At 59.7% G+C, this 20,026-nt stretch carries 16 protein-coding genes; 12 read left to right on the top strand and 4 right to left on the bottom strand.

What is annotated here, in order from left to right:
* The first annotated feature begins 29 nt into the window (after positions 1-29).
* From RIKMI_RS0109485 to RIKMI_RS13710, 12 genes are all read left to right on the top strand, one after another.
* Positions 30-974: a ParB/RepB/Spo0J family partition protein gene (locus tag RIKMI_RS0109485; protein WP_027291410.1), complete on the top strand. Its 945-nt coding sequence runs from the start codon at positions 30-32 to the stop codon at positions 972-974.
* On the top strand, positions 974-2,425 hold the full coding sequence (locus RIKMI_RS14380) for a DUF5683 domain-containing protein (protein ID WP_051214479.1): 1,452 nt from the start codon (positions 974-976) through the stop codon (positions 2,423-2,425). The genes RIKMI_RS0109485 and RIKMI_RS14380 overlap by 1 nt, the downstream gene beginning before the upstream one ends.
* 59 nt (positions 2,426-2,484) lie before the next feature.
* Complete coding sequence (locus RIKMI_RS13730; protein ID WP_051214478.1) at positions 2,485-3,825, top strand: lytic transglycosylase domain-containing protein; 1,341 nt, start codon at positions 2,485-2,487, stop codon at positions 3,823-3,825.
* A gap of 430 nt (positions 3,826-4,255) precedes the next feature.
* Entirely contained in the window at positions 4,256-5,254 is a 999-nt protein-coding gene (gene argF / locus RIKMI_RS0109470) for an ornithine carbamoyltransferase (protein ID WP_027291409.1), read from the top strand.
* A gap of 340 nt (positions 5,255-5,594) precedes the next feature.
* Complete coding sequence (locus tag RIKMI_RS13725) at positions 5,595-6,332, top strand: 2-phosphosulfolactate phosphatase (protein WP_037291798.1); 738 nt, start codon at positions 5,595-5,597, stop codon at positions 6,330-6,332.
* The gene (locus RIKMI_RS0109460; protein WP_027291408.1) at positions 6,329-6,586 is read left to right on the top strand and encodes a DUF2007 domain-containing protein; all 258 of its coding nucleotides are present in this window, start codon (positions 6,329-6,331) and stop codon (positions 6,584-6,586) included. The genes RIKMI_RS13725 and RIKMI_RS0109460 overlap by 4 nt, the downstream gene beginning before the upstream one ends.
* A complete protein-coding gene (locus RIKMI_RS13720; RefSeq protein WP_037291795.1) occupies positions 6,583-7,767 on the top strand; it encodes an aminotransferase class I/II-fold pyridoxal phosphate-dependent enzyme in 1,185 nt (394 codons plus the stop codon). The genes RIKMI_RS0109460 and RIKMI_RS13720 overlap by 4 nt, the downstream gene beginning before the upstream one ends.
* Entirely contained in the window at positions 7,749-8,471 is a 723-nt protein-coding gene (locus tag RIKMI_RS13715) for a pimeloyl-ACP methyl esterase BioG family protein (RefSeq protein WP_051214477.1), read from the top strand. Before RIKMI_RS13720 ends, RIKMI_RS13715 begins: the two co-directional genes overlap by 19 nt.
* Positions 8,458-9,270, top strand: a complete 813-nt coding sequence (locus tag RIKMI_RS0109445; RefSeq protein WP_027291407.1) for a methyltransferase domain-containing protein — start codon at positions 8,458-8,460, stop codon at positions 9,268-9,270. The genes RIKMI_RS13715 and RIKMI_RS0109445 overlap by 14 nt, the downstream gene beginning before the upstream one ends.
* Complete coding sequence (bioD, locus tag RIKMI_RS0109440; protein WP_027291406.1) at positions 9,267-9,941, top strand: dethiobiotin synthase; 675 nt, start codon at positions 9,267-9,269, stop codon at positions 9,939-9,941. Before RIKMI_RS0109445 ends, bioD begins: the two co-directional genes overlap by 4 nt.
* A 102-nt stretch (positions 9,942-10,043) precedes the next feature.
* On the top strand, positions 10,044-11,012 hold the full coding sequence (locus RIKMI_RS0109435; RefSeq protein WP_027291405.1) for a metallophosphoesterase family protein: 969 nt from the start codon (positions 10,044-10,046) through the stop codon (positions 11,010-11,012).
* 169 nt (positions 11,013-11,181) lie between these two features.
* Positions 11,182-12,510 carry a serine hydrolase domain-containing protein gene (locus RIKMI_RS13710; RefSeq protein WP_172465355.1) on the top strand — a complete coding sequence of 443 codons (1,329 nt, stop codon included), beginning with the start codon at positions 11,182-11,184 and terminating at the stop codon, positions 12,508-12,510.
* A gap of 469 nt (positions 12,511-12,979) precedes the next feature.
* On the opposite strand, the gene RIKMI_RS0109425 is transcribed toward RIKMI_RS13710, so the two are convergent.
* The 4 genes from RIKMI_RS0109425 to alaS all read right to left on the bottom strand — a co-directional run bounded on the left by RIKMI_RS0109425 (position 12,980) and on the right by alaS (position 19,634).
* Entirely contained in the window at positions 12,980-13,609 is a 630-nt protein-coding gene (locus tag RIKMI_RS0109425; protein WP_027291404.1) for an NUDIX hydrolase N-terminal domain-containing protein, read from the bottom strand.
* Positions 13,610-13,855: 246 nt separating this feature from the next.
* Complete coding sequence (gene gpmI, locus RIKMI_RS0109420; RefSeq protein WP_027291403.1) at positions 13,856-15,373, bottom strand: 2,3-bisphosphoglycerate-independent phosphoglycerate mutase; 1,518 nt, start codon at positions 15,371-15,373, stop codon at positions 13,856-13,858.
* A 696-nt stretch (positions 15,374-16,069) separates the two neighbouring features.
* Positions 16,070-17,002 (bottom strand): substrate-binding domain-containing protein, encoded by a 933-nt coding sequence (locus RIKMI_RS0109415; protein ID WP_027291402.1) that lies wholly within the window; start codon positions 17,000-17,002, stop codon positions 16,070-16,072.
* Between the two features lie 4 nt (positions 17,003-17,006).
* Positions 17,007-19,634, bottom strand: coding sequence for an alanine--tRNA ligase (gene alaS, locus RIKMI_RS0109410; RefSeq protein ID WP_027291401.1), 2,628 nt, complete (start codon positions 19,632-19,634; stop codon positions 17,007-17,009).
* Positions 19,635-20,026 lie beyond the last annotated feature (392 nt).

Genomic DNA, 20,026 nt, shown 5'->3' with positions numbered 1-20,026 from the left:
CCATTAACGCACGGCACACCACTGAACCTATGAAACCGAAAACCACAGGCCTGGGCAAAGGGCTGGGCGCAATATTCGAGATCGAAGAACTCAACATCCCCAAACAGACAGCCGCCTCGCGCCGCGACAATACCGTGGCCGACATCGAACTGGCGCGTATCGTCCCCAATCCGGGGCAGCCGCGTACCCTTTTCGACGAAGAGGCGCTGGAAGAACTGGCGCAATCCATTTCGCGGCTGGGCGTGATACAGCCCATCACCGTCAAGCGGATCGAGAATCCCGAAAAAGACGGGGCCGAATACATGATCATCAGCGGCGAACGCCGTTTCCGCGCCTCGCAGATCGCCGGCCTCGACACCATACCGGCCTATGTCCGCGAAGCCAACGACCAGACCCTGCTCGAAATGGCCCTCGTGGAAAATATCCAGCGCGAAGACCTCGGGGCCATCGAAGTGGCCCTGTCGCTGCAAAGGCTGATCGACGAATGCTCCCTGACGCAGGAGATCCTGGCCGAACGCGTCGGCAAGAAACGCTCCACCATCGCCAACTATATTCGCCTGCTGAAACTGCCGGCGCAGATCCAGAGCGCCCTGAACAACGACATGATTTCGATGGGCCACGCCCGCGCGTTGCTGGGGCTGCCGGGCGAACGGCAGCAGCTGGCCATGCTGGCGAAGATCGTGAAAGGGCACCTTTCCGTGCGGCAGACCGAACTGGCCGTACAGCAGGCGCTGGCCCCTTCCAAAGGCGCGGCCGGGACGGTCAAAGACAATACCGAATACCCGGTCTGTTATTCGCAGCTGGTCGAACGGCTGGAACCGCTGGTCGGCAGCCGGATCAGCATCAAACGGAAAGCCGTTACGGGGAAAAACGGCAAGACCGCTTTCCAGGGAAAAATAGTGATCGACTTCGAATCGGACGAACAGGTGAAAGAGATACTCGGCCGCCTCGAAAAACTCTCCGTGAAAAACTGATGCGCCGCCACCGTCCTACATACCGGTCTGTCCGCGTTTCGGTATCGATCCTGCTGTGGGCCTGCCTGCTGGCCGTCGCCGCGTGTGCAGAGGCGCGGGCGGATGTCCCCTTTGCAGTGACCGAGCCGGACAGCGTCATGCTCGACGCGAAGGCTGTCCGCAAACTGGAAAAGGCGCAGGCCAAGGCCGAACGGCAGGAACTCAGGCGGAAGATGAAACAAGACCTGACCCACGACCAGCGCAAACAGCTCAACGAACGGGTCAAAGAGATGGACGGACTGGCCGTCGGGCAGCACGTGCGCATATCCGGCGGACAGAAAGGGACACCGCTCGACGCGATACAGGACAGCATCATGCGCCGGGCGCGGTTCGTGCGCACGACGCTCAAGCCCGACAGCACGCTGATCGTCCGGGCCGGCTTCGACAGCATACCGGCATACCGGGCGGCCGCGGATTCCGTCATCGCCAGGCAGTTCAGCGACTCGCTGCTCGTGGGCCGCTACCCCGACTCGGTCTTGTGGAAAGCCCCGTTCCGGCTGGCCGGGCTGGAGTATCCGGCCGTCGATACCGCCCATATCGGCGCGGCCGGGCGGCAGCTGACGGCCGCCGATTCCGCCCTGCTGTTCAAACCGAAATTCCGCCTGACGCAGGATACCATAGCGGCCGGAAAGCATACCGTCCTGTCGCTGGTCGCGCCGGGTTTCGGACAAATTTACAATCGCCAGCCGTGGAAACTGCCGATCCTTTACGGAGGCGTGGGGGGATTCCTCACCGGCGGGATACTGTTCCATAACAAATACAAGGACTACAAGGCCGAATACCAACGCACGGTGGATCTTAGGCTGCCGCCGGACGTCCAGAAACGGGCGCGGACACGGATGCGCAATGCCGGCAGCGGCCAGACGCTGATGTACGCCATGGCGGGGGCGACCTACCTCTATTTCGTGGCCGACGCGGTGTTCAATTACCGGGGGCCGGTCGATCCCGTGCGCAAGGCCACGACGCTCGCGGCGGTATTCCCCGGCATGGGTTTTGTTTATACCAAAACCTATTGGCGCATACCGATTTATTATGGCGGTTTCATCGCGCTGGCCACCGTGATCGACTATAATAACCGGAATTACCAGCGGTACAAAACGGCTTACAACGCCCTGACCGACGGCAACCCCTCCACGGTGGACGAGTTCAACGGCCGTTATTCGGCCGATTTGCTGTCGCGGGTGCGGAGCGCCTACCGCCGCGACCGCGACCTGGCTATCATCGGCATGGCGGCCGCTTACCTGCTCAGCGTGATCGACACGTATGTGATCGCTTCGCTCAAAAACTGGGACGTGGACGAAAATCTTTCCGTGCGGGTCGAACCGACCATGATCGACACGCGTTTCGACGGTCGTCCGGTGAGTCCCTCGCAGGGAAGCTCTTACGGGCTGGCACTGAAAATCAGGTTTTAAACTTTCGGATGCGGCGGGCGTCCAATAAAAATGACAGAATACCGAAAACGACATATACCATGCAGAAAAATCTACTGAGTGCCGCCCGCCTGTTCGCGCTGGGGGCGGGGCTTATGTTCGGGACGGCGGGCGCAGGCCATGCGCAGACCGGCGATACCCGTGCGTTCGGGATGCTGGCGCTGAACGGTTTTTCGGCCAGCACGTACGATTCGCTGCTGGCCGACTATACGCGGCAGAATGTAGTAGACTCTTACGATACGTTCGTCAATGAGTTCATCGACGTGGATCTGGACCGGGTGGACATGACCGGGGCGCTGCCCGACGAAGTGTACGCCGAGCGGCTCAAGATGATGGCCACCGAGGTGCAGCTGCCATATAACGATGTAGTCAAGAAGTATATCCAGATCTATACGCGCAAAGGGGGAGTGATGGAACGCGTGCTGGGGCTGGCGCAGTACTATTTCCCGATTTTCGAGGAGGCGCTGTACCGGTACAAGCTGCCGATGGAGTTGAAGATGTTGCCGGTAATCGAGTCGGCGCTCATTCCGCGGGCCGAATCGCGGGCCGCGGCAGTGGGGCTGTGGCAGTTCATGCTTCGCACCGGCAAATATTACGGGCTGGAGATCAACTCTTTCGTGGACGAGCGGTGCGATCCGGTCAAATCGACCGAGGCGGCCTGCAAGTACCTGAAAGACATGTACAAGATCTACGGCGACTGGACGCTGGTGATCGCTTCGTATAACTGCGGGGCGGGGAACGTGAACAAGGCGCTGGAGCGTTTCCGTTCGGCGCACGGGGGAGCGGACGCCAAGACCTATTGGGACATATACGAATACCTGCCGCGCGAGACGCGCGGCTATATCCCGGCTTTCATCGCGGCGACGTACGCTTATACTTATTATAAGGCGCACGATCTGAATCCGACGATTCCGTGGCATCCGCTGGCGACCGACACGGTGCACGTGAACCGGATGCTGCACCTGGAGCAGGTGGCCACCACGCTGAATATCCCGATCGAGGTGCTGCGCGGCCTGAACCCGCAATATACGGTGGATGTGATACCGGCCAAAAACCAGACTTATACGCTGACGCTTCCTCAGGAATACATGACGTCGTTCGTGCGCGAAAGCCCGGAAATTTACGGCAAGGACAGTCTGTATCTGGCCAAATATCTCAATATCAGCAATCTTTCCCAGGAACAACTGACGGCCGGTTCGTCGCGCGGCGGTTCGGCTTCGGCCAAAGGCACGAAGATCACATACAAAATCAAAAGCGGGGATATTCTGGGGCGTATCGCGGCGCGTTACCATGTGACGGTCAAACAGCTGATGAGCTGGAACAATATCAAAAACGCCAAAACGCTGCGACCGGGCCAAACGCTGGTCATCTACCGCAAATAACCGAATAAACGATCTTTTTATTCTTACACCCGTTTTTGAGATTGAGGCAACCGTTCTTTTTCTGAAGAACCGAGCAGCGTGGCGAGTCCGGAGGCCGCTTGCGGACTATGGCGAGGTAGCGCGAGGAAACCGCAGGTAAAAAGAACCCAAAAGACTTTCGAGCAACTGTGTATGCCTTAGTTCGCCGCAGTCCTTTTGCATTGAGGCACCCTTTGTTCTGTAACGGATAGGGGGCTATATGGCAGGGTTATATCCCATTAGCCCCTATTCGTTACGGAACAAACCTTCAAAGGAAAGGGTATCCGGCAGGCACGGGAGATGCGTAAGGCATCTCAAAAAGTTTTTTCGGTTCCTTTTGTGAACAAAAGGAACAGTACCCTCAAACCCGATAAAAACGGACGTGGGAATAAAAAGATCATATACAGAGATTATGTACAAGAAAAGTTTTCTGGACATCGGATCGCTTCGCAGGGAAGAGATAGAGGGGCTGGTCCGGTTGGCCGCGCGGCTGAAAGCCGAGAAAAAAGCCGGCACCGAGCAACAATACCTCCAAGGCAGGAACATCGTTCTGCTTTTTGCCAAAGATTCCACCCGCACGCGCTGTTCTTTCGAGGTCGGCGCTTTCGATCAGGGGGCGCGCGTAACCTACATCGGTTCCAGCGGGTCGCAGATGGGGAAAAAAGAGTCCATTAAGGACACAGCGAGGGTATTGGGACGCATGTACGACGGTATCGAGTACCGCGGATACGGTCAGGAGGTGGTGGAAACCCTGGCGCAGTATTCGGGCGTGCCCGTCTGGAACGGGCTGACCAACGAATGCCACCCGACGCAGTTTCTGGCCGACTTGCTGACCATTACGGAGCATTGCTCCAAACCGTTGAATGAAATCAAGGTATGTTTTGCGGGAACGGCGGACAATAATGTCGCCCTGTCGTTGATGGTGGGCTGTGCCCGGATGGGGATGGAGTATTCCGCGGCGGCGCCGGCGGCTTATCATCCCTCTGCCGCTCTTGTCGAAAGGCTCAGACGGGAAGATAACGCCCGGATTACGATTACGGACAATGTGGCGGAAGCAGTGGCCGGCGCCGATTTCATCTATACGGACGTATGGGTGTCGATGGGCGAACCGGCCGAGGTGTGGGACGAACGGATCAAACTGCTCAGACCGTATCAGGTGAATCGTCGCATGATGGAGATGACGGGTAACCGGGATTGCAAGTTCATGCATTGCCTGCCTGCGTTCCATGATTTGGAAACGGAGGTGGGGGAGGAGATCCATCGCCAGTACGGACTGCGGGAAATGGAGGTGACGGACGAGGTGTTCGAGTCGCCGGCGTCGATCGTCTTCGACGAGGCCGAAAACCGTATGCACACGATCAAGGCGGTCATGGTCGCCACGCTCTCCCGCCAACCCGAAACCTCATTTTAAACCGTTCGTTTATTCGTACTGTTCAGGTTTGAGGGGACTGTTCCTTTTGTGAACAAAAGGAACCGAAAAAACTTTTTGAGATGCTTGCGCATCTCCTGAGCCTGGCGGATGACCTTTGCCTTTGAAAGTTTGTTCTGTAACGGATAGGGGACTTTAATATCGTTATGCCCGATGTCCCCTATCCGTTACAGAACAAAGAAGTCTGCAAGAAAAGGTTTTCGATAAACTGAGGCGCTGCAAACCTGCTCGAAAGTTTCTTTGGTTCTTTCTTTTCAAAGAAAGAACAGTTGCCTCAAACCTAATGTGCCAAATAAACGAACGATTCAGGATTGGAGAATTTATGGAAGTCGATATTATAGGGACCGCCGGCGAAGTGACCGACGAGCGCGTCGCAGGAAAAAACGTCGCCGTGATCGACGTGTTCCGTGCCACCTCCGTGATGGTTACCGCCTTTGCGAACGGCGCGCGGGAGATCATTCCCGTGACCGGTATCGAAGAGAGTTTCCGGTTGCGCGACGAAATCGTCGCCCGTCACCGGCAAAGCGGCGACAACGGCCCCGTGCTGCTCGGCGGCGAAAGGAAGACCGTCATCATCGAAGGTTTCGATCTCGACAACTCCCCCCTGCGGTACTCCCCCGACATCGTACGCGACGCCACCATCGTCATGAGCACCACCAACGGGACGCGGGCCGTGAACTGCGCCCGTGGAGCCGCCGAAATTTATGTCGCCGCCCTGCTGAACGCCGACGCCGTCGCCCGGCGATTGGGCGAACGTGGGGAAGACATCGTATTGGTCTGCTCCGGCCGCCACGACCGTTTCACCATCGAAGACGCCCTATGCGCCGGCATGATGGCACGATATTTGGGCCGACACTACGGATATAAACTCACCGATATCGCCTGGTGGTGCGCCGACGTGTACCGACGCTACGAAGACGACCTGCAGCAAGCCCTCGACCACTGCGAACATTACCACAACATCAAGGGCCGCTGGGCCGAAGACATCGCATGGTGCCTGCGGCGGAACGTAACGGACGTCGCCCCGCATATCGTTAAAGAGGGAGGAATCCGATTATGACGACCGACACTACAGACCAAAGCCGCGTGGTAGCCATCAAACGCTACACCTCGCCCAACGAAGCCTGGCTCGACGCCGACCTGCTCCGTAACCACGGAATCGAATGCAGCGTGGACGGAGCCATCGGAGGCACCGTTCTGCCCTTTATCCAGGGGCAGGTCAGCCTGATCGTCGCCGAAGCCGATGCCGCCCGGGCAGTAGAGATCGTGCCCGGCGCGGCGTTGCCCGACGACAACGACCGTCACCGCCCATGACCCGCGAACAAGAGATTCTCGAAGGACTGGCTGCGCAGGACAACCTGCGCAGCCTTAAAACTTTACGCGCCGAAGGCCCCTCTGTTTACCACTCCGACGGACACGGCGGCGAGAAGGGATATTGCAACCTCTCGTCCAACGATTACCTCGGCCTGACCGACCCCGCCCTGCAACGTCGGTTCCTGCTCTCCGCCGATGCGGAACGGTTTCTGTTGGGCAACCCTTCGTCGCGACTGATGACCGGCAACAGTCCGGCCTATGAACGGTTGGAAGAAACCCTCGCCCGCTTGCAGGGAGCCGAGACCGCCCTCGTGCTGGGGTCGGGATTCGCCGTCAATTCCGGCGTGCTGCCTGCCGTAACGCAAAAAGGCGACCTGATTCTGGCCGACAAGCTGGTGCACGCCAGCCTGATCGACGGCCTCAGGCTCTGCGACGGCGTCCGGTGGCAGCGTTACCGGCATAACGATATGGAGCAGCTCGCCGCCCTGCTCGCCCGGGCGCAAAGCGAAGGTTACGGACGCATAGTGGTCGTGACCGAAAGTCTTTTCAGTATGGACGGCGACTTCGCGCCGCTGGAGGAGCTGGCCCGGCTGCAACAACGGTACGGATTCCGGCTCTACCTCGACGAAGCGCACGCTTTCGGCGTGTACGGGCCTCCGGGCAGGGAAGGGGCCGGGCTGCTGGCGGCCTATAACGCAGCCCGCCCTGCGTTGCCTCTGAAAGCGGAATACCATGCGGTCACTTTCGGCAAGGCGCTCGCGTCGGTCGGCGCCGCCCTGATCTGTTCGCGGGAGACGAAAGAGTTGCTGATCAATCGGATGCGGCCTCTGATCTTTTCCACCGCCCTGCCCGATATTTCTCTGGAATGGACCCGGTTCCTCATCGGTCTTTTCCCCGAATTCGGACCGCGCCGCGAGCGGCTCCGCGAACTGATCGGTATCGTGAACGACATTCTGCGACCGGGAAATGCCTATCGGTCGCAGATTATCCCCGTTCGGGCCGGTTCCAACGAAAACGCCCTGCGCATGGTCGCCGCCCTGCGCGACGAAGGGTTTTGGACGACCGCCATCCGGCATCCCACCGTACCGCAGGGAGAGGCCCGGCTGAGGATCTCGCTCTGCGCGAACCATACCCCTGACCAAATCGAACAATTCGCCACCTTATGCAGACAGCTTGGATAATTCGTTCCGCCGCAGACGAGATACCGGCGAAAAACGGCGTGATCGTATTCGCGGCGGGCTGGGCCGGTTCGGACGAACTGGTGCGTCGTCGGCCTCTGCCGGAAGGGTATGATTTTTTGTGTCTGTACGACTACCGCACCTTACCGTCGCCCGAAGAAACCGTGAACCTGTACGCCTGGCTGGAACCTTACCGCACCCGGCATCTGGTTGCCTGGTCGTTCGGCGTATGGGCTGCCGGTCGGATTTTCGGCGAATCCCCGGTCGGCTGGGATACCGCCACGGCTATCGGCGGCACGCCGCGACCGGTCAGCGACCGTTACGGCATTCCGGAGCGGGCTTTTGCCGTTACCGTACGCAGCATCGGCGGGGCCGGAACAGTCAAATTTCTCGAACGGATGTGCGGCACTCCTGAAATCCTGCGCGAATATTACAGGCATCGCTCGACCCGGCCTCTGGAGGAGATTTACGAAGAGCTGCTGTCGCTCCGGAGGCAGGCGCTCGCCGCGCCTCCGGAGCTTCCGGAGCCGGGCTTCTGGACACGGGCCGTCGTCGGGGGACGGGACGCCATTTTCCCGCCGGAGCAGATGTGGCGGTACTGGAACGAAGCCGGCGTGCCGGTGGAAGTCTGCCCCGACATGCCCCACTATCCGTTGTACGAACCGCATATACTGACCTCCTGCATCGCCCCCGATGAAACACGATAAGACTTTGTTGCAGCGGCGTTTCGCCCGCAATCTGAAGAGCTACGACACGCTGGCCGTCGTGCAGCGGGCCATCGCCGACCGGTTGGGAGAACGCCTTGCGCAGGCCGTCGGCCCGGCCGTTGTCCGGCGCGGGGCGGAGATCGGGGCCGGTACCGGCTTCCTGACGCGGCATCTGGTGCGGTTGTTCCCGGCAGCGGAGTGGACGGTGAACGACCTGGTGCCCACCAGCCGGGATTTCCTGCCCCACGTTACGGGAACGGGCGTTCCCGTCCGGTTCGAGGCCGGCGACGGCGAGACGTTCCGTTTCGATACGGCCGGTTACGACCTGATCGCCAGCGCCTCGGCCGTGCAGTGGTTCGACGACCTGCCCGGTTTCATTCTCCGTGCCGCCGCCGGTCTTGCCGCGGGCGGCACATTGGCTTTCAGTACGTTCGGGCCGGAAAACTTCCGCGAAATCGCGGCGACGACCGGACAGGGACTCGATTATTATCCGTTGGAGGAACTTTGCGCCTTGTGCCGCGGAGCGGGGCTGACCCTTTCCGTCGCTGAAGCGTGGATCGAACCGCAGTATTATCCCGCTCCGACCGACGTCCTGCGCCACCTGCGGCTGACCGGCGTCAATGCCGTGACCGCGCAGCGGTGGACGCACAGCCGCCTCAGCCGGTTCGAGGCGGATTACCGTTCGGCCTACACCGTCGCCGTACCGGACGATTCCGGGTTGGAGCGGGAGCGGAAAAAAGGCGGAGAATGCGTAACTTTGACTTTCCATCCGATCATCATCGTCGCGCAGAAACCATGACCTTACTCCCACACGGCGTCTATTTCGTCAGCGGCATCGACACCGATGCCGGCAAAAGTTACGCCACCGGCATACTGGCCCGCATGCTCGCCGAGCAGGGCGAACGAGTCATTACCCAGAAATTTATCCAAACAGGAAATACCGACGCTTCGGAAGACATCGCCCTGCACCGGCGGCTGATGGGGATTCCCCTTCAACCGGCCGATCTCGACCGTACGACCTGCCCGGTCGTCTACCGATTTCCGGCTTCGCCGCACCTGGCCGCCGCGCTGGAGGAAACTCGGGTGGACACTTCGGTGATCGCGGCCGCCACGCAGAAACTGGCGGAACGATACGATATCGTACTGGTCGAAGGGGCAGGCGGACTGCTGGTTCCTCTCGCGCCGTTCGCCCCGGCCGGGGAACCGCACCAATACCTGACCGCCGATTATGTGGCGGAACACGACCTGCCGCTGCTGTTCGTCACTTCGGCCCGCCTGGGCAGCCTGAACCATACGTTGCTCAGTTTCGAAGCCTGCCGCGCCCGGAATATCCGGATCGCCGCCGTGCTCTGGAAGCTCTACCCGGAGGGCGATCCCGTCATTGCGGCGGACACGAGGGCCTACATTGCCGACTACCTGCGGGTCTATTATCCGCAGGCGCGGATCGTCGATATTCCGAAGGGGGCGTAGGGATGTCCGTTCCCTGAAGCCTCCTTTTGCCGGCCGGCGGCGGAAACGGCGACCTTCCCCTGCCGTGCGGCGATTTTACGAGACTTAACCCGAATCCATAATATGAAAAAGATACTTCTTGCTGTCGGTCTGCTGCTATCGACGCTGACCCTGCCGGCGCAAGCCGCCGAACGCGTGCGTTTCGTACTCTTCACCGACCTGCACCAGGATCTGATTCCCGGCCGGCCGGATGCCTTGCGAAAAATCGTCTCCGTCGCGGAAAAGAACGACGCCGATTTCCTGATCGACCTCGGCGACCTCGCCTTTCCGATACCGCAGAACCGCGTGATCCGCGACATCCTCGATTCGTCCTCCATGCCTGTCTACCATGTGCTGGGCAACCACGATATGGATCGTTCCGACAAGCGGACCTATATGGACTTTTTCGGTATCGAAGCGCCTTACTACCGCTTCGATCGCGGAAAATTCCGTTTTATCGTGCTGGATACCAACTTTTTTCTCGACAGCGAAGGGAACGAGCACCCCTATGCGAACGGGAACTATTACGGCGCCCCGGTACGCGAACACGTGGGCGACGGCCAGGCCGAATGGCTTCGGGAACAGCTAGCCGACCGGTCGAAAATCGTCGTCATCTTCACCCACGCTCCGCTCAACGATCGCTTCGATCGGGTAGAACAATATGCCCCGCTCCACCGGATCATTACCGAGGCGCGGGACAACGGCACGCGTATCGCAGCCGTCATAGGAGGACATAACCACAGCGACAGCCATTTCACGATCGACGGCATCCACTATTTACAGATGAACAGCGCGAGTTATATCTGGGGCGGGGAGGCGTTCGAAAACCGGGCGCATTACCCCGACTCCGTCTACCGGGCGTATCCCAGCCTGTCGTACTGCATTCCGTACGCGGTGCCGCTCTATGCGGTCTTTACGATTGACACGCGGGGCCGGCTGACCGTCGAAGGTGTCGAAGGGAGCTACCTGCCTCCGGCGCCCGATCCGCGGAAACTGGCGACGAAACCGTACCGCTGTTCGCCGTCGCAGCAGAGCCGCAAACTGAAATTCTGACCGACCGAAATAGACGACATTGGCGCCGATGACCGACCGCAGACCCGTATATACTCCTTATCCTCCCCGCGTGCCGCATATTCCGCACGGCGCCGTTCCCGTCAGGGAACCGGCGGGTCCCGGGGCGGGGCCTCGCCGTCCCCGCCCTCCGAAGCGGAAACGGCGGAGATTGAAGAAAAGCGTCAAACGTTTTTTCTGGATCGTCGGGACGTTGATTTTCCTGTCGGTCGCCCGGCCCTGGCACTGGTTCGCCGGTCCCTCCTGCCGGACGGCGGTCGCTGCGGGCGATACGCTGCCGGCTGCGCCGAAACCGCTGAACCAGATACTGAGCAATGCGGACAGCGAACTGCCCGAAGCCGTGAAGTTCGACCGGGCGGTGCTGGCTTTCATGCGGAAATGGGAGCTGACCGGCGCTTCGCTGGCCATTATGAAGGACGGCAACCTGATTTATGCCAAGGGCTACGGCTGGGCCGACCGGGAGGACGGCGAACCGATGGAGGTGCGCCATATCCTGCGGATCGCGTCGTTGTCGAAACTCATCACGGCCACGGCGGTGATGAAGCTGTGGGAGGAGGGTAAACTGAGGCTGGAAGACCGGGTATTCGGTCGAAAAGGTCTTCTCGGCGACGACCGTTTCTGCCGTTACACGGACAAGCGGCTGGAGCAGGTGACCGTCGAACAGCTCCTGCGGCATCGGGGCGGTTTCACCGTGCGGGCAGGCGATCCGATGTTCGACTGGCAGATCGTGGAACGGGTATTGCAACGGCAGCCGCCGTACAGTACGGACGATTACGTGGAATACGCCGTGCGCAGCGGGCTGGGATACCGGCCGGGGACGAGGACATACTATTCGAATCTGGGGTATGTGGTACTGTCGAAAGTGATCGAGAAGGTTTCCGGTCTGCCGTACGAGCGGTATGTGCAGGACAATATCCTGGCTCCGGCGGGATGTTTCGACATGCATATCGGACGGAGCCGCCATGCGGACAAGTTCCCGAACGAGGTGCGTTATTACGAGACGAAGGAGGCGGAGGCGGTTCCGGCCTGCGACGGTACGGGCGCAATGGTGCCCAAGAGCGACGGCGGCAACGATATTCAGGGGTTGAGCGGCGCGGGGGGCTGGGTGGCTTCACCGACGGAGCTTTTGAAGTTCGTGGCGGCGATCGACGGCGATCCGTCGCGGATGGATATCCTGCATCGTTCGACCGTGCGTCGGATGACGCAGGAGGTCAAGGGCGAACTGCCGATCGGCTGGATGCACGCTTATGCGGACGGGACGTGGTCGCGCACCGGGACGATGGCGGGCACGAACGCGTTGCTGCGCAAGCAGAGCAACGGCTATGTGTGGGTGTTCGTCACCAATACGAGCAGTTGGAAGGGTTCGCGCTTCCACACGCATATCGGCGCGATGCTGCGGCAGGCGTTCGGCAAGGTGACGGAGTGGCCGGAAAAGGACATGTTCGAAGCGGACAGCCTGATGGGAGAGGTCGGGAATTGATCGTCGGGTTGTTTGTCGAGGTAATTACGGCCCGTCATTCGGTAGGTTTCGGAGCGGTTACGGTCCCCCGTGAAGCGCCTGAGGTACCGCCCCTGCCCGGCATAAGGGCCGTTCGGTACTGTCTGCGAAGGGCTGGCTCTTACGATGATTTACCTCCCTTGCTCGGAGGAAATTGCACATGCGGCGATCTTCGTTTGTTCTGCGGCGAGCGTAGCGAGTTATGCGGGCCGGAGGTTTTCCCACGGGAAGCGCGGTGCCGCTCGGCACTCGATCCGGGCTGTAACTTTCCGAAGATTCCCGTGCGCCCGACTCGAATGAAATATTAACCGTACAATTAAACCTTACGACTTAAAATCTTTCCGGATACGCACCCCGCTACCACAGACAGCGCAAATTCCGGCAATAAACTGAAACTCCCGGACGAGCCGAAAACGAAAAGCCGCGTAAAGCCGCACAAGACTATGCGGATTCAGTCGAACAAAACCTGCCAATCGGGATCGGCAGCCGCCGCGAAACACATCTCGATCTGCGCCCTCGAAACTTTCTCTTCCGCCAACGGCGCGGGCAGTTCGTCCAGACCGAAATAGCCGCTCGCCACCGTCTCCGCATTGGGACGGAACCCGCCGTCCTTCGGTTCGCAAAAGACGAACACCTTGCACACGTTGTAGGCATAAGGCGGCCGGTTGTGCAGGTTCCGGTCCTGCACGGCGATGAGCCGCACAGCCTCGACCTCCAGTCCCGCCTCCTCCCTCACCTCCTTTTCGGTATTCGACCGGACGCTCTGGTCGATGTCCACCCATCCTCCGGGCAGTGCCCAGGTCCCGTTACGCTCCTGCACCAGCAAAATCCGGCCGTCCCGGAAAACAGCAGCCCGGCTGTCGAGTTTCGGAGTCTGGAAACCCTCCTCGTTGCAAAACAAGCCTTTCACTGTTTCCAAAGACAGGCCGCTCCGCAGGCTGAGTATTTCAGCCGCTATTTCCCGGATACGTCCGAAGCGTTCCCGGTCGAACGGATCCCGCGAATAGGTCAGCCCCGCCTGGGCGATGAATTGCAGTTCTTTGGCCCATGCGAGCCACTCCGGTTGGGTGTTTTTTTCCATAAGAATCGTTTACCGTCGTTCCGATTTTCGAAGATAAACATTTATCGGCACCCGGCCGCACCGGACAGCGGAAATCCGCTCCGCCCGGCGACCCATCGACCGCCGGCGGACAGACGATACGTCCCGAAGGGAATACCCCGGCGGCAATCGACGGCAATCCGCCGATTCGTTCAAATAAGACCGTCCCGGAATACAAGGGATAACGCTTGTATTCCGGGACGGCCCTAATAACCCTCGCAGGCGCCTTTAGACCAGCGCGTGTCCGGTCATCTCAGCGGGTTGTTCGATGCCCATGATCTTGAGCACCGTCGGCGCCAGGTCGGCCAGAACGCCGTTATGCACCTCCTTGATCGTGTCGGAAACAACGATCAACGGCACCGGATTCAGCGAGTGGGCCGTATTCGGCGTACCGTCGGGATTAATCGCATTGTCCGCATTCCCGTGGTCGGCACAGATCAGGATCGTATAGCCCGCTTCCCGTGCGGCGGTCACCACCTCCCTGACGCAGGCATCCACAGCCTTGACCGCTTTTTCGATCGCTTCGTACACCCCGGTATGCCCCACCATGTCGCCGTTGGCGAAATTCAGGCAGATGAAGTCCGGAGCCTCGGCCTTGATGTCTTTCACCAACGCTTCGGCCACCAGATAGGCGCTCATTTCGGGCTGCAAATCGTAGGTGGCTACCTTCGGCGAGTTGATCAGGATCCGTTTTTCGCCTTCGAAAGGCTGTTCGCGGCCACCGTTGAAAAAGAAGGTCACGTGGGCGAATTTTTCGGTTTCGGCAATGCGCAGCTGCGTGAGGCCCTGTTTCGAGATCCATTCGCCGAGCGTGTTCTCCACGTTTTCTTTGTCGAACAGGATATGAAGCCCTTTGAACGACGAGTCGTAGGGGGTCATGGTGCAATAATAGAGCGGAATGGTGTGCATTCCCTGGTCGGGCATGTCGCACTGCGTCAACACCTGCGTCAGCTCTTTGGCGCGGTCGTTGCGGTAGTTGAAGAAGATCACCATGTCGCCCTCCCGGATGAGACCGACCGGCTGCCCGGCCGCGTCGGTGATGGCGATCGGTTTGATGAATTCGTCGGTGACCCCTTCGGCATAGGATTCTTCGACGGCTTTGACAGCATCGGTCGCCTTTTTGCCCGTCCCTTCGACGATCAGGTCGTAAGCCTTCTTAACGCGCTCCCAGCGTTTGTCGCGGTCCATCGCATAATAACGGCCGATGACCGATGCGATTTTACCGGTCGATTGGGCCATATGCGCTTCGAGTTCGCGGAGGTAGCCCGCACCGCTCTTTGGGTCGGTGTCGCGGCCGTCCATAAAGGCGTGCACGTAGGTGTCGGCGATGCCGTAGTGTTTCGCGATGTCGCACAGGGTGAACAGGTGATCGAGCGAGCTGTGTACACCGCCGGCCGAAACGAGCCCCATGAAATGCACGGCTTTGCCGTTCTTTTGGGCATATTCGAATGCGGCCACGATCTCCGGATTTTTCATAATCGAGCCGTCTTTCGACGCACGGTTGATTTTTACCAGGTCCTGGTAGATGATCCGTCCGGCGCCGATATTCTGGTGCCCCACTTCGGAGTTGCCCATCTGTCCGTCCGGCAGTCCGACGTTCTCGCCGCTGGTCAGCAGTTCGGCGTTGGGGTATTTCGCCATCAGCGAATCGATAAATTCGGGATGGGCCGAATAGATCGCGTCTCGTTTGGTGTGGTCGCCTTTGCCCCACCCATCGAGAATCATCAGCAATACTTTGTTTTTCATGGTCTTATCGTGGTTAAAATAAAAATCGCTTGTCAGTTTGCGGTCTTTCGCCGTACAGACTCGCAAGGAGAGTTTATCTCTGCAAAAACCGTGCATCGTCTTCCGTTGTCAGGTACGGGGCTGTGTCGGGACCTGTAGGTTGTTCGGTAACGTTTCCTTCTCCGTCGGGCGGTTCCCGCCCCGCGTGGAGACGCGCCGCCGCCCGGCACTCGCACCGGGCTGTAGTTGTCCCGAATCGTTGCGTTTACACAGCCACAGCCTTTTCACATAAACTTACGGTTTATTTCGATATTTTCCCTTAGTCAGGCCGGAGCCACCCCCGGCGTAGGCCTGCAAGCAGTCCACGCTGGCTCCGGCCTTGAATCCGCAAATTAAAAGTAGGGTTAAAAATAAGTTTCCGCGTCAGTAGGCGGGCCGGACTTCGCTGCGAGAAGCTGCGACCTGCGCGACCTGAAGGTCGCAAATTATGTCCGGGCCATTTAACCGTACGGTTAATTTTTCATTCGGGTCGGACGCCTGGGAGCGGTCGCAACTTCCGACGCGTAGAGCGGCGAATTGCGGGTCTCCCGCAGCGGAGGCCCGGCGCCGCTCGGCACTCGAACCGGGCTGTAAGTACCCCAACCCCACAGCCTGCGTCCCTTTTTAATAACCGCACTTTTAACTCGCAAATAATCGCAGTAATAAGCCGGAGGGTGGTTACCTGACCGCTTCGACAGGCGTAAAGGTAATCGTCTCGCCGACCGGTTCATTCCGTATGGCTTTCAGCAGGCGGTCGATGCCGCCTGACACCATCGCTCCGAAATCCTGTCGGATCGCGGCGCAGTGGGGCATGCTTCCGACGAATTCCAACAGTTCGTCCGACGTATCGAAAAAGACCGCAGCCGCGGCAGCCCCTTCGTCGGCCGTCGGACGGCACAGGCTGTCGAGCCGCTGAACGGCCCCAGGCCCTTCGATCACCGCCGTGCTCGACAGGAACAGGACCCCATTGACCGGCAATTGCGCGTTTTCGGTCAGGAAATCCGTTACCTGAGTCCGTCCCGTCGAAGCGGCGTCGCCCGACCAGAGCAATGCGGCCGTGTCGGGTACCGCCGCGAGGAAGGCTTTCAGCCGCGCTCCCATCGCCGTATCCCCGGCCGCGCCGCCGAATACGCCGATTCCCGTCGCCGGTCGTCCCGCTTCGGCGCAAAGCGCTTGCAGGGTCGAGGCCGCCAGCGCCCCCGCCGCCGCATTATCCGAACCGATATGGAAACTGCGACTGCTTTCCGGGCAATCCGAGTCGAAAGTCCCCACTTTCACCCCCGCTTTCACGGCGTCGTCGATCGCCTCTTTGACCCCTTCCGCATCGATGCAGCTGATCAGGATACCGTCCACGCCGGCCTCTACCAGCTTGCCGATCAGTTCGGTCTGCGATTCGGCCGTCGGGCTGCGCGACACGTCCCAGCGTACCCGGATGTCGTAAAGATCCCTGGCGGCCAGGGCCGCCGCTTTCGCCGCGGCCACCGAAGCGTCGTCCACTTTCGGCACGACGGCGATGGTCGTCTTTCGCTCCGGGCTGCGGTCGCAGGAGACGATGCCGGCCAATACCCCGGCGAGGGCCAGACCGATGGACAAGAGGCGGAAATGCTTCATCGCGTCAGGCTTGCAGTTTAGCTTTGATGATCTCTACCGCCGCATTCATCGCCGCTTCGAGACCAGCGCTGTTCTTGCCGCCGGCCGTGGCGTAATGGGGCTGTCCGCCGCCGCCGCCCTGGATGTGGCGGGCCGCTTCGCGCACGATGACCCCCGCGTTGAGGCCCAAAGCGACGGCCGAATCGCTCAGCGCCACGGTCAGGGTCGGTTTCCCGCCGAAATTGCTGCCGAATACGATGGCCGTATTTTCGATGCGGCTCCGCAGGTCGAACGCAACGCTTTTGACCGAATCGGGAACGATGTCCAGCAGGCGCGAAATCAGGCGGTAGTCGCCGACGGGTTCGGCGAAATCCATCAGTTTTTCAGCCAGGAAACCGTCGCGGGCCTGGCGGATCTGGGCCATCTGTTTAGCCATTTCGGCATTCTCTTCCGTCATTTTGCGGATCGCCGTTATCACCTGTTTCGTCCCCAGGGTTTTGCCCAGCTCCCTGAAGGCGTCGTCCTGCATATAGCTGAGTTCTTCGGCCGCGCCGGCCGTTACGGCCTCGATCCGGCGGATGCCGGCCGCGCTCGATCCTTCGGAGGTGATACGGAACAGGCCGATATTTCCCGTAGCGGGGACATGCAGCCCTCCGCAAAGCTCCACGGAATTTCCGTATTTCACCACGCGCACCGTGTCGCCGTATTTTTCGCCGAAGAGCATCATGGCGCCCATCTCGCGGGCCTGATCCATCGTGCAGCGGCGGTTTTCCTCGAGCACGAAATTGGCCCGGATCGCCGCATTGACCTTGCGTTCTACCTGCCGAAGCTCCTCGTCGGTCACTTTCTGGAAATGCGAGAAGTCGAAGCGCAGGTAGTCCGGCGTCACGAGCGAACCTTTCTGTTCCACATGCGTGCCCAGCACTTCGCGCAGGGCATGGTGCATCAGGTGGGTCGCCGTGTGGTTGGCCGCCGACGCCATGCGCCGTTCGGTGTTCACCACGGCTTCGAATCCGGCCCGCACGTCCGACGGGAGCGAAGAGGCGATGTGTATCGTGAGATTGTTCTCCTTTTGGGTGTCGGTGATGACGGTTTTTTCGCCGTCCGGTGCGATCAGATAGCCGGTATCGCCGACCTGTCCGCCCATGTTTCCGTAGAAGGGGGTCTTGTCCAGCACGATCTGATAGTGCGTCTTCCCTTTCGAAGTCACACGGCGGTAGCGGGCGATGCGGACGTCCGGGTAGGAGGAGTGGTCGTACCCCACGAATTCCGACTGTTCGACGGGGAGCACTTCCACCCAGTCGTCGGTCTCTACGGCCGAGGCGTTGCGCGAGCGGTTTTTCTGCGCTTCCAGTTCTTTTTCGAAACCGGCGATATCGACTTCCACGCCCTGTTCCGAAGCGATCAGCTGCGTCAGGTCGATCGGGAAACCGAAGGTGTCGTACAGGGTGAAGGCGTCGCTTCCGCCGATGATTTTACGCCCTTCGGGGAGTTTCCGAATGATGCTGTCGAGCAGGTTGATCCCCGTAGCGAGCGTTCGCAGGAACGAACTTTCTTCTTCGGCGATCACTTTTTCGATGAGTTGCTGCTGGGCTTTGATCTCGGGGAACTGGCCGCCCATCTGTTCCACGAGCGTCGGCACCAGGCGGCAGATGAACGGTTCGATGAAGCCGAGGTAGGTATAGCCGTACCGAACGGCGCGGCGCAGAATACGGCGGATGACGTAGCCCGCTTTCACGTTGCCGGGCAGCTGGCCGTCGGCTATGGAGAAGGCGATGGCCCGCAGGTGGTCGGCGATGACGCGCATGGCGATATCCTTTTTCGGATCGGTTCCGTAAGCGACGGAGGCCATCCCCGCGATTTTCTGCAAAAGCGGCTGGAACACGTCGGTGTCGTAATTCGATTTTTTGCCCTGGATCACCATACAGAGGCGTTCGAAACCCATCCCGGTATCGACGTGCCGGGCGGGCAGCGGCTCTAACGAACCGTTGGCCCGGCGGTTGAACTGCATGAAGACGAGGTTCCAGATTTCGATCACCTGCGGGTGGTCTTTATTGACGAGGCTCGCGCCGTCCGTCGCAGCGCGTTCGGCGTCGTCGCGCAGGTCGAAATGGATCTCCGAGCAGGGACCGCAGGGGCCGGTGTCGCCCATCTCCCAAAAATTGTCTTTTTTATTGCCTTTCAGGATATGGCTCTCGGGCAGCCTCTCGGCCCAGAAATCGTATGCCTCCTGATCGAACGGCACCCCTTCGTCCGGCGCCCCTTCGAAGACGGTGGCGTAGAGGCGGTCGGTCGGCAGCTTGTACCGCTCGGTCAGCAGCTCCCACGCCCAGGCGATGGCCTCTTTTTTGAAATAATCTCCGAAGCTCCAGTTGCCGAGCATCTCGAACATCGTATGGTGGTAAGTGTCGTGCCCCACCTCTTCGAGGTCGTTGTGCTTGCCGCTCACGCGCAGGCATTTCTGCGTGTCGGCCGCCCGGGGCCACCGAGCGGGCTGATTGCCCAGGAAAATATCTTTGAACTGGTTCATCCCGGCGTTGGTGAACATCAGCGTGGGGTCGTTTTTGACGACCATCGGCGCCGAGGGGACGATCTGGTGCTGTTTCTCGCGGAAAAAATCGAGGAAAATCTGTCGGATTTCGTTGGAGTTCATATAGGGTTTTGCCTTTATTTACGTTCGTTATGTGAAGTTGCAAAATTACGATATTTTTCGGGTAAGTATATACGACTTTTGCCCAAAGCCGGACAATGAACTCCCCGAACGCCCCGCATCCGGGCGGCAGAGCCGCTCCGGGGAGTGAGGCCGGCCCGGAATAAACCGGAAATCAATCGCGTATGTAAAACCGCAATAGAGTGAAGACACATATGTTTTGTCTTTCCCGATTCGAATACATGGATATGCCGGATGTATTCAGACGCGCACCTTTCCCGGCCGGCTCCGCTGTGCCGCCGGACGCCCCGGTCGTCATTCTCTCTGGAACAGGGGGGCGAAGCGAGTCGAAAAAGAATCGCCGAAAATTGTTAATTTTGTCGGATTGAAACACC

The organism is Rikenella microfusus DSM 15922 (assembly GCF_000427365.1).
Lineage (GTDB): Bacteria > Bacteroidota > Bacteroidia > Bacteroidales > Rikenellaceae > Rikenella > Rikenella microfusus.
Note: the sequence above shows the minus strand (reverse complement) of the source record. Positions and strands in the feature narration are given on the sequence as shown.

Coding starts and splice junctions, on each gene's coding strand:
- bioD (WP_027291406.1), top strand. CDS start 9,267: ATGACCTTACTCCCACACGGCGTCTATTTCGTCAGCGGCATCGACACC.
- alaS (WP_027291401.1), bottom strand. CDS start 19,634: ATGAACTCCAACGAAATCCGACAGATTTTCCTCGATTTTTTCCGCGAG.
- RIKMI_RS0109460 (WP_027291408.1), top strand. CDS start 6,329: ATGACGACCGACACTACAGACCAAAGCCGCGTGGTAGCCATCAAACGC.
- RIKMI_RS13730 (WP_051214478.1), top strand. CDS start 2,485: ATGCAGAAAAATCTACTGAGTGCCGCCCGCCTGTTCGCGCTGGGGGCG.
- RIKMI_RS0109445 (WP_027291407.1), top strand. CDS start 8,458: ATGAAACACGATAAGACTTTGTTGCAGCGGCGTTTCGCCCGCAATCTG.
- RIKMI_RS13720 (WP_037291795.1), top strand. CDS start 6,583: ATGACCCGCGAACAAGAGATTCTCGAAGGACTGGCTGCGCAGGACAAC.
- RIKMI_RS14380 (WP_051214479.1), top strand. CDS start 974: ATGCGCCGCCACCGTCCTACATACCGGTCTGTCCGCGTTTCGGTATCG.
- RIKMI_RS0109425 (WP_027291404.1), bottom strand. CDS start 13,609: ATGGAAAAAAACACCCAACCGGAGTGGCTCGCATGGGCCAAAGAACTG.
- RIKMI_RS13725 (WP_037291798.1), top strand. CDS start 5,595: ATGGAAGTCGATATTATAGGGACCGCCGGCGAAGTGACCGACGAGCGC.
- RIKMI_RS13715 (WP_051214477.1), top strand. CDS start 7,749: ATGCAGACAGCTTGGATAATTCGTTCCGCCGCAGACGAGATACCGGCG.
- RIKMI_RS0109435 (WP_027291405.1), top strand. CDS start 10,044: ATGAAAAAGATACTTCTTGCTGTCGGTCTGCTGCTATCGACGCTGACC.
- RIKMI_RS0109485 (WP_027291410.1), top strand. CDS start 30: ATGAAACCGAAAACCACAGGCCTGGGCAAAGGGCTGGGCGCAATATTC.
- RIKMI_RS0109415 (WP_027291402.1), bottom strand. CDS start 17,002: ATGAAGCATTTCCGCCTCTTGTCCATCGGTCTGGCCCTCGCCGGGGTA.
- argF (WP_027291409.1), top strand. CDS start 4,256: ATGTACAAGAAAAGTTTTCTGGACATCGGATCGCTTCGCAGGGAAGAG.
- gpmI (WP_027291403.1), bottom strand. CDS start 15,373: ATGAAAAACAAAGTATTGCTGATGATTCTCGATGGGTGGGGCAAAGGC.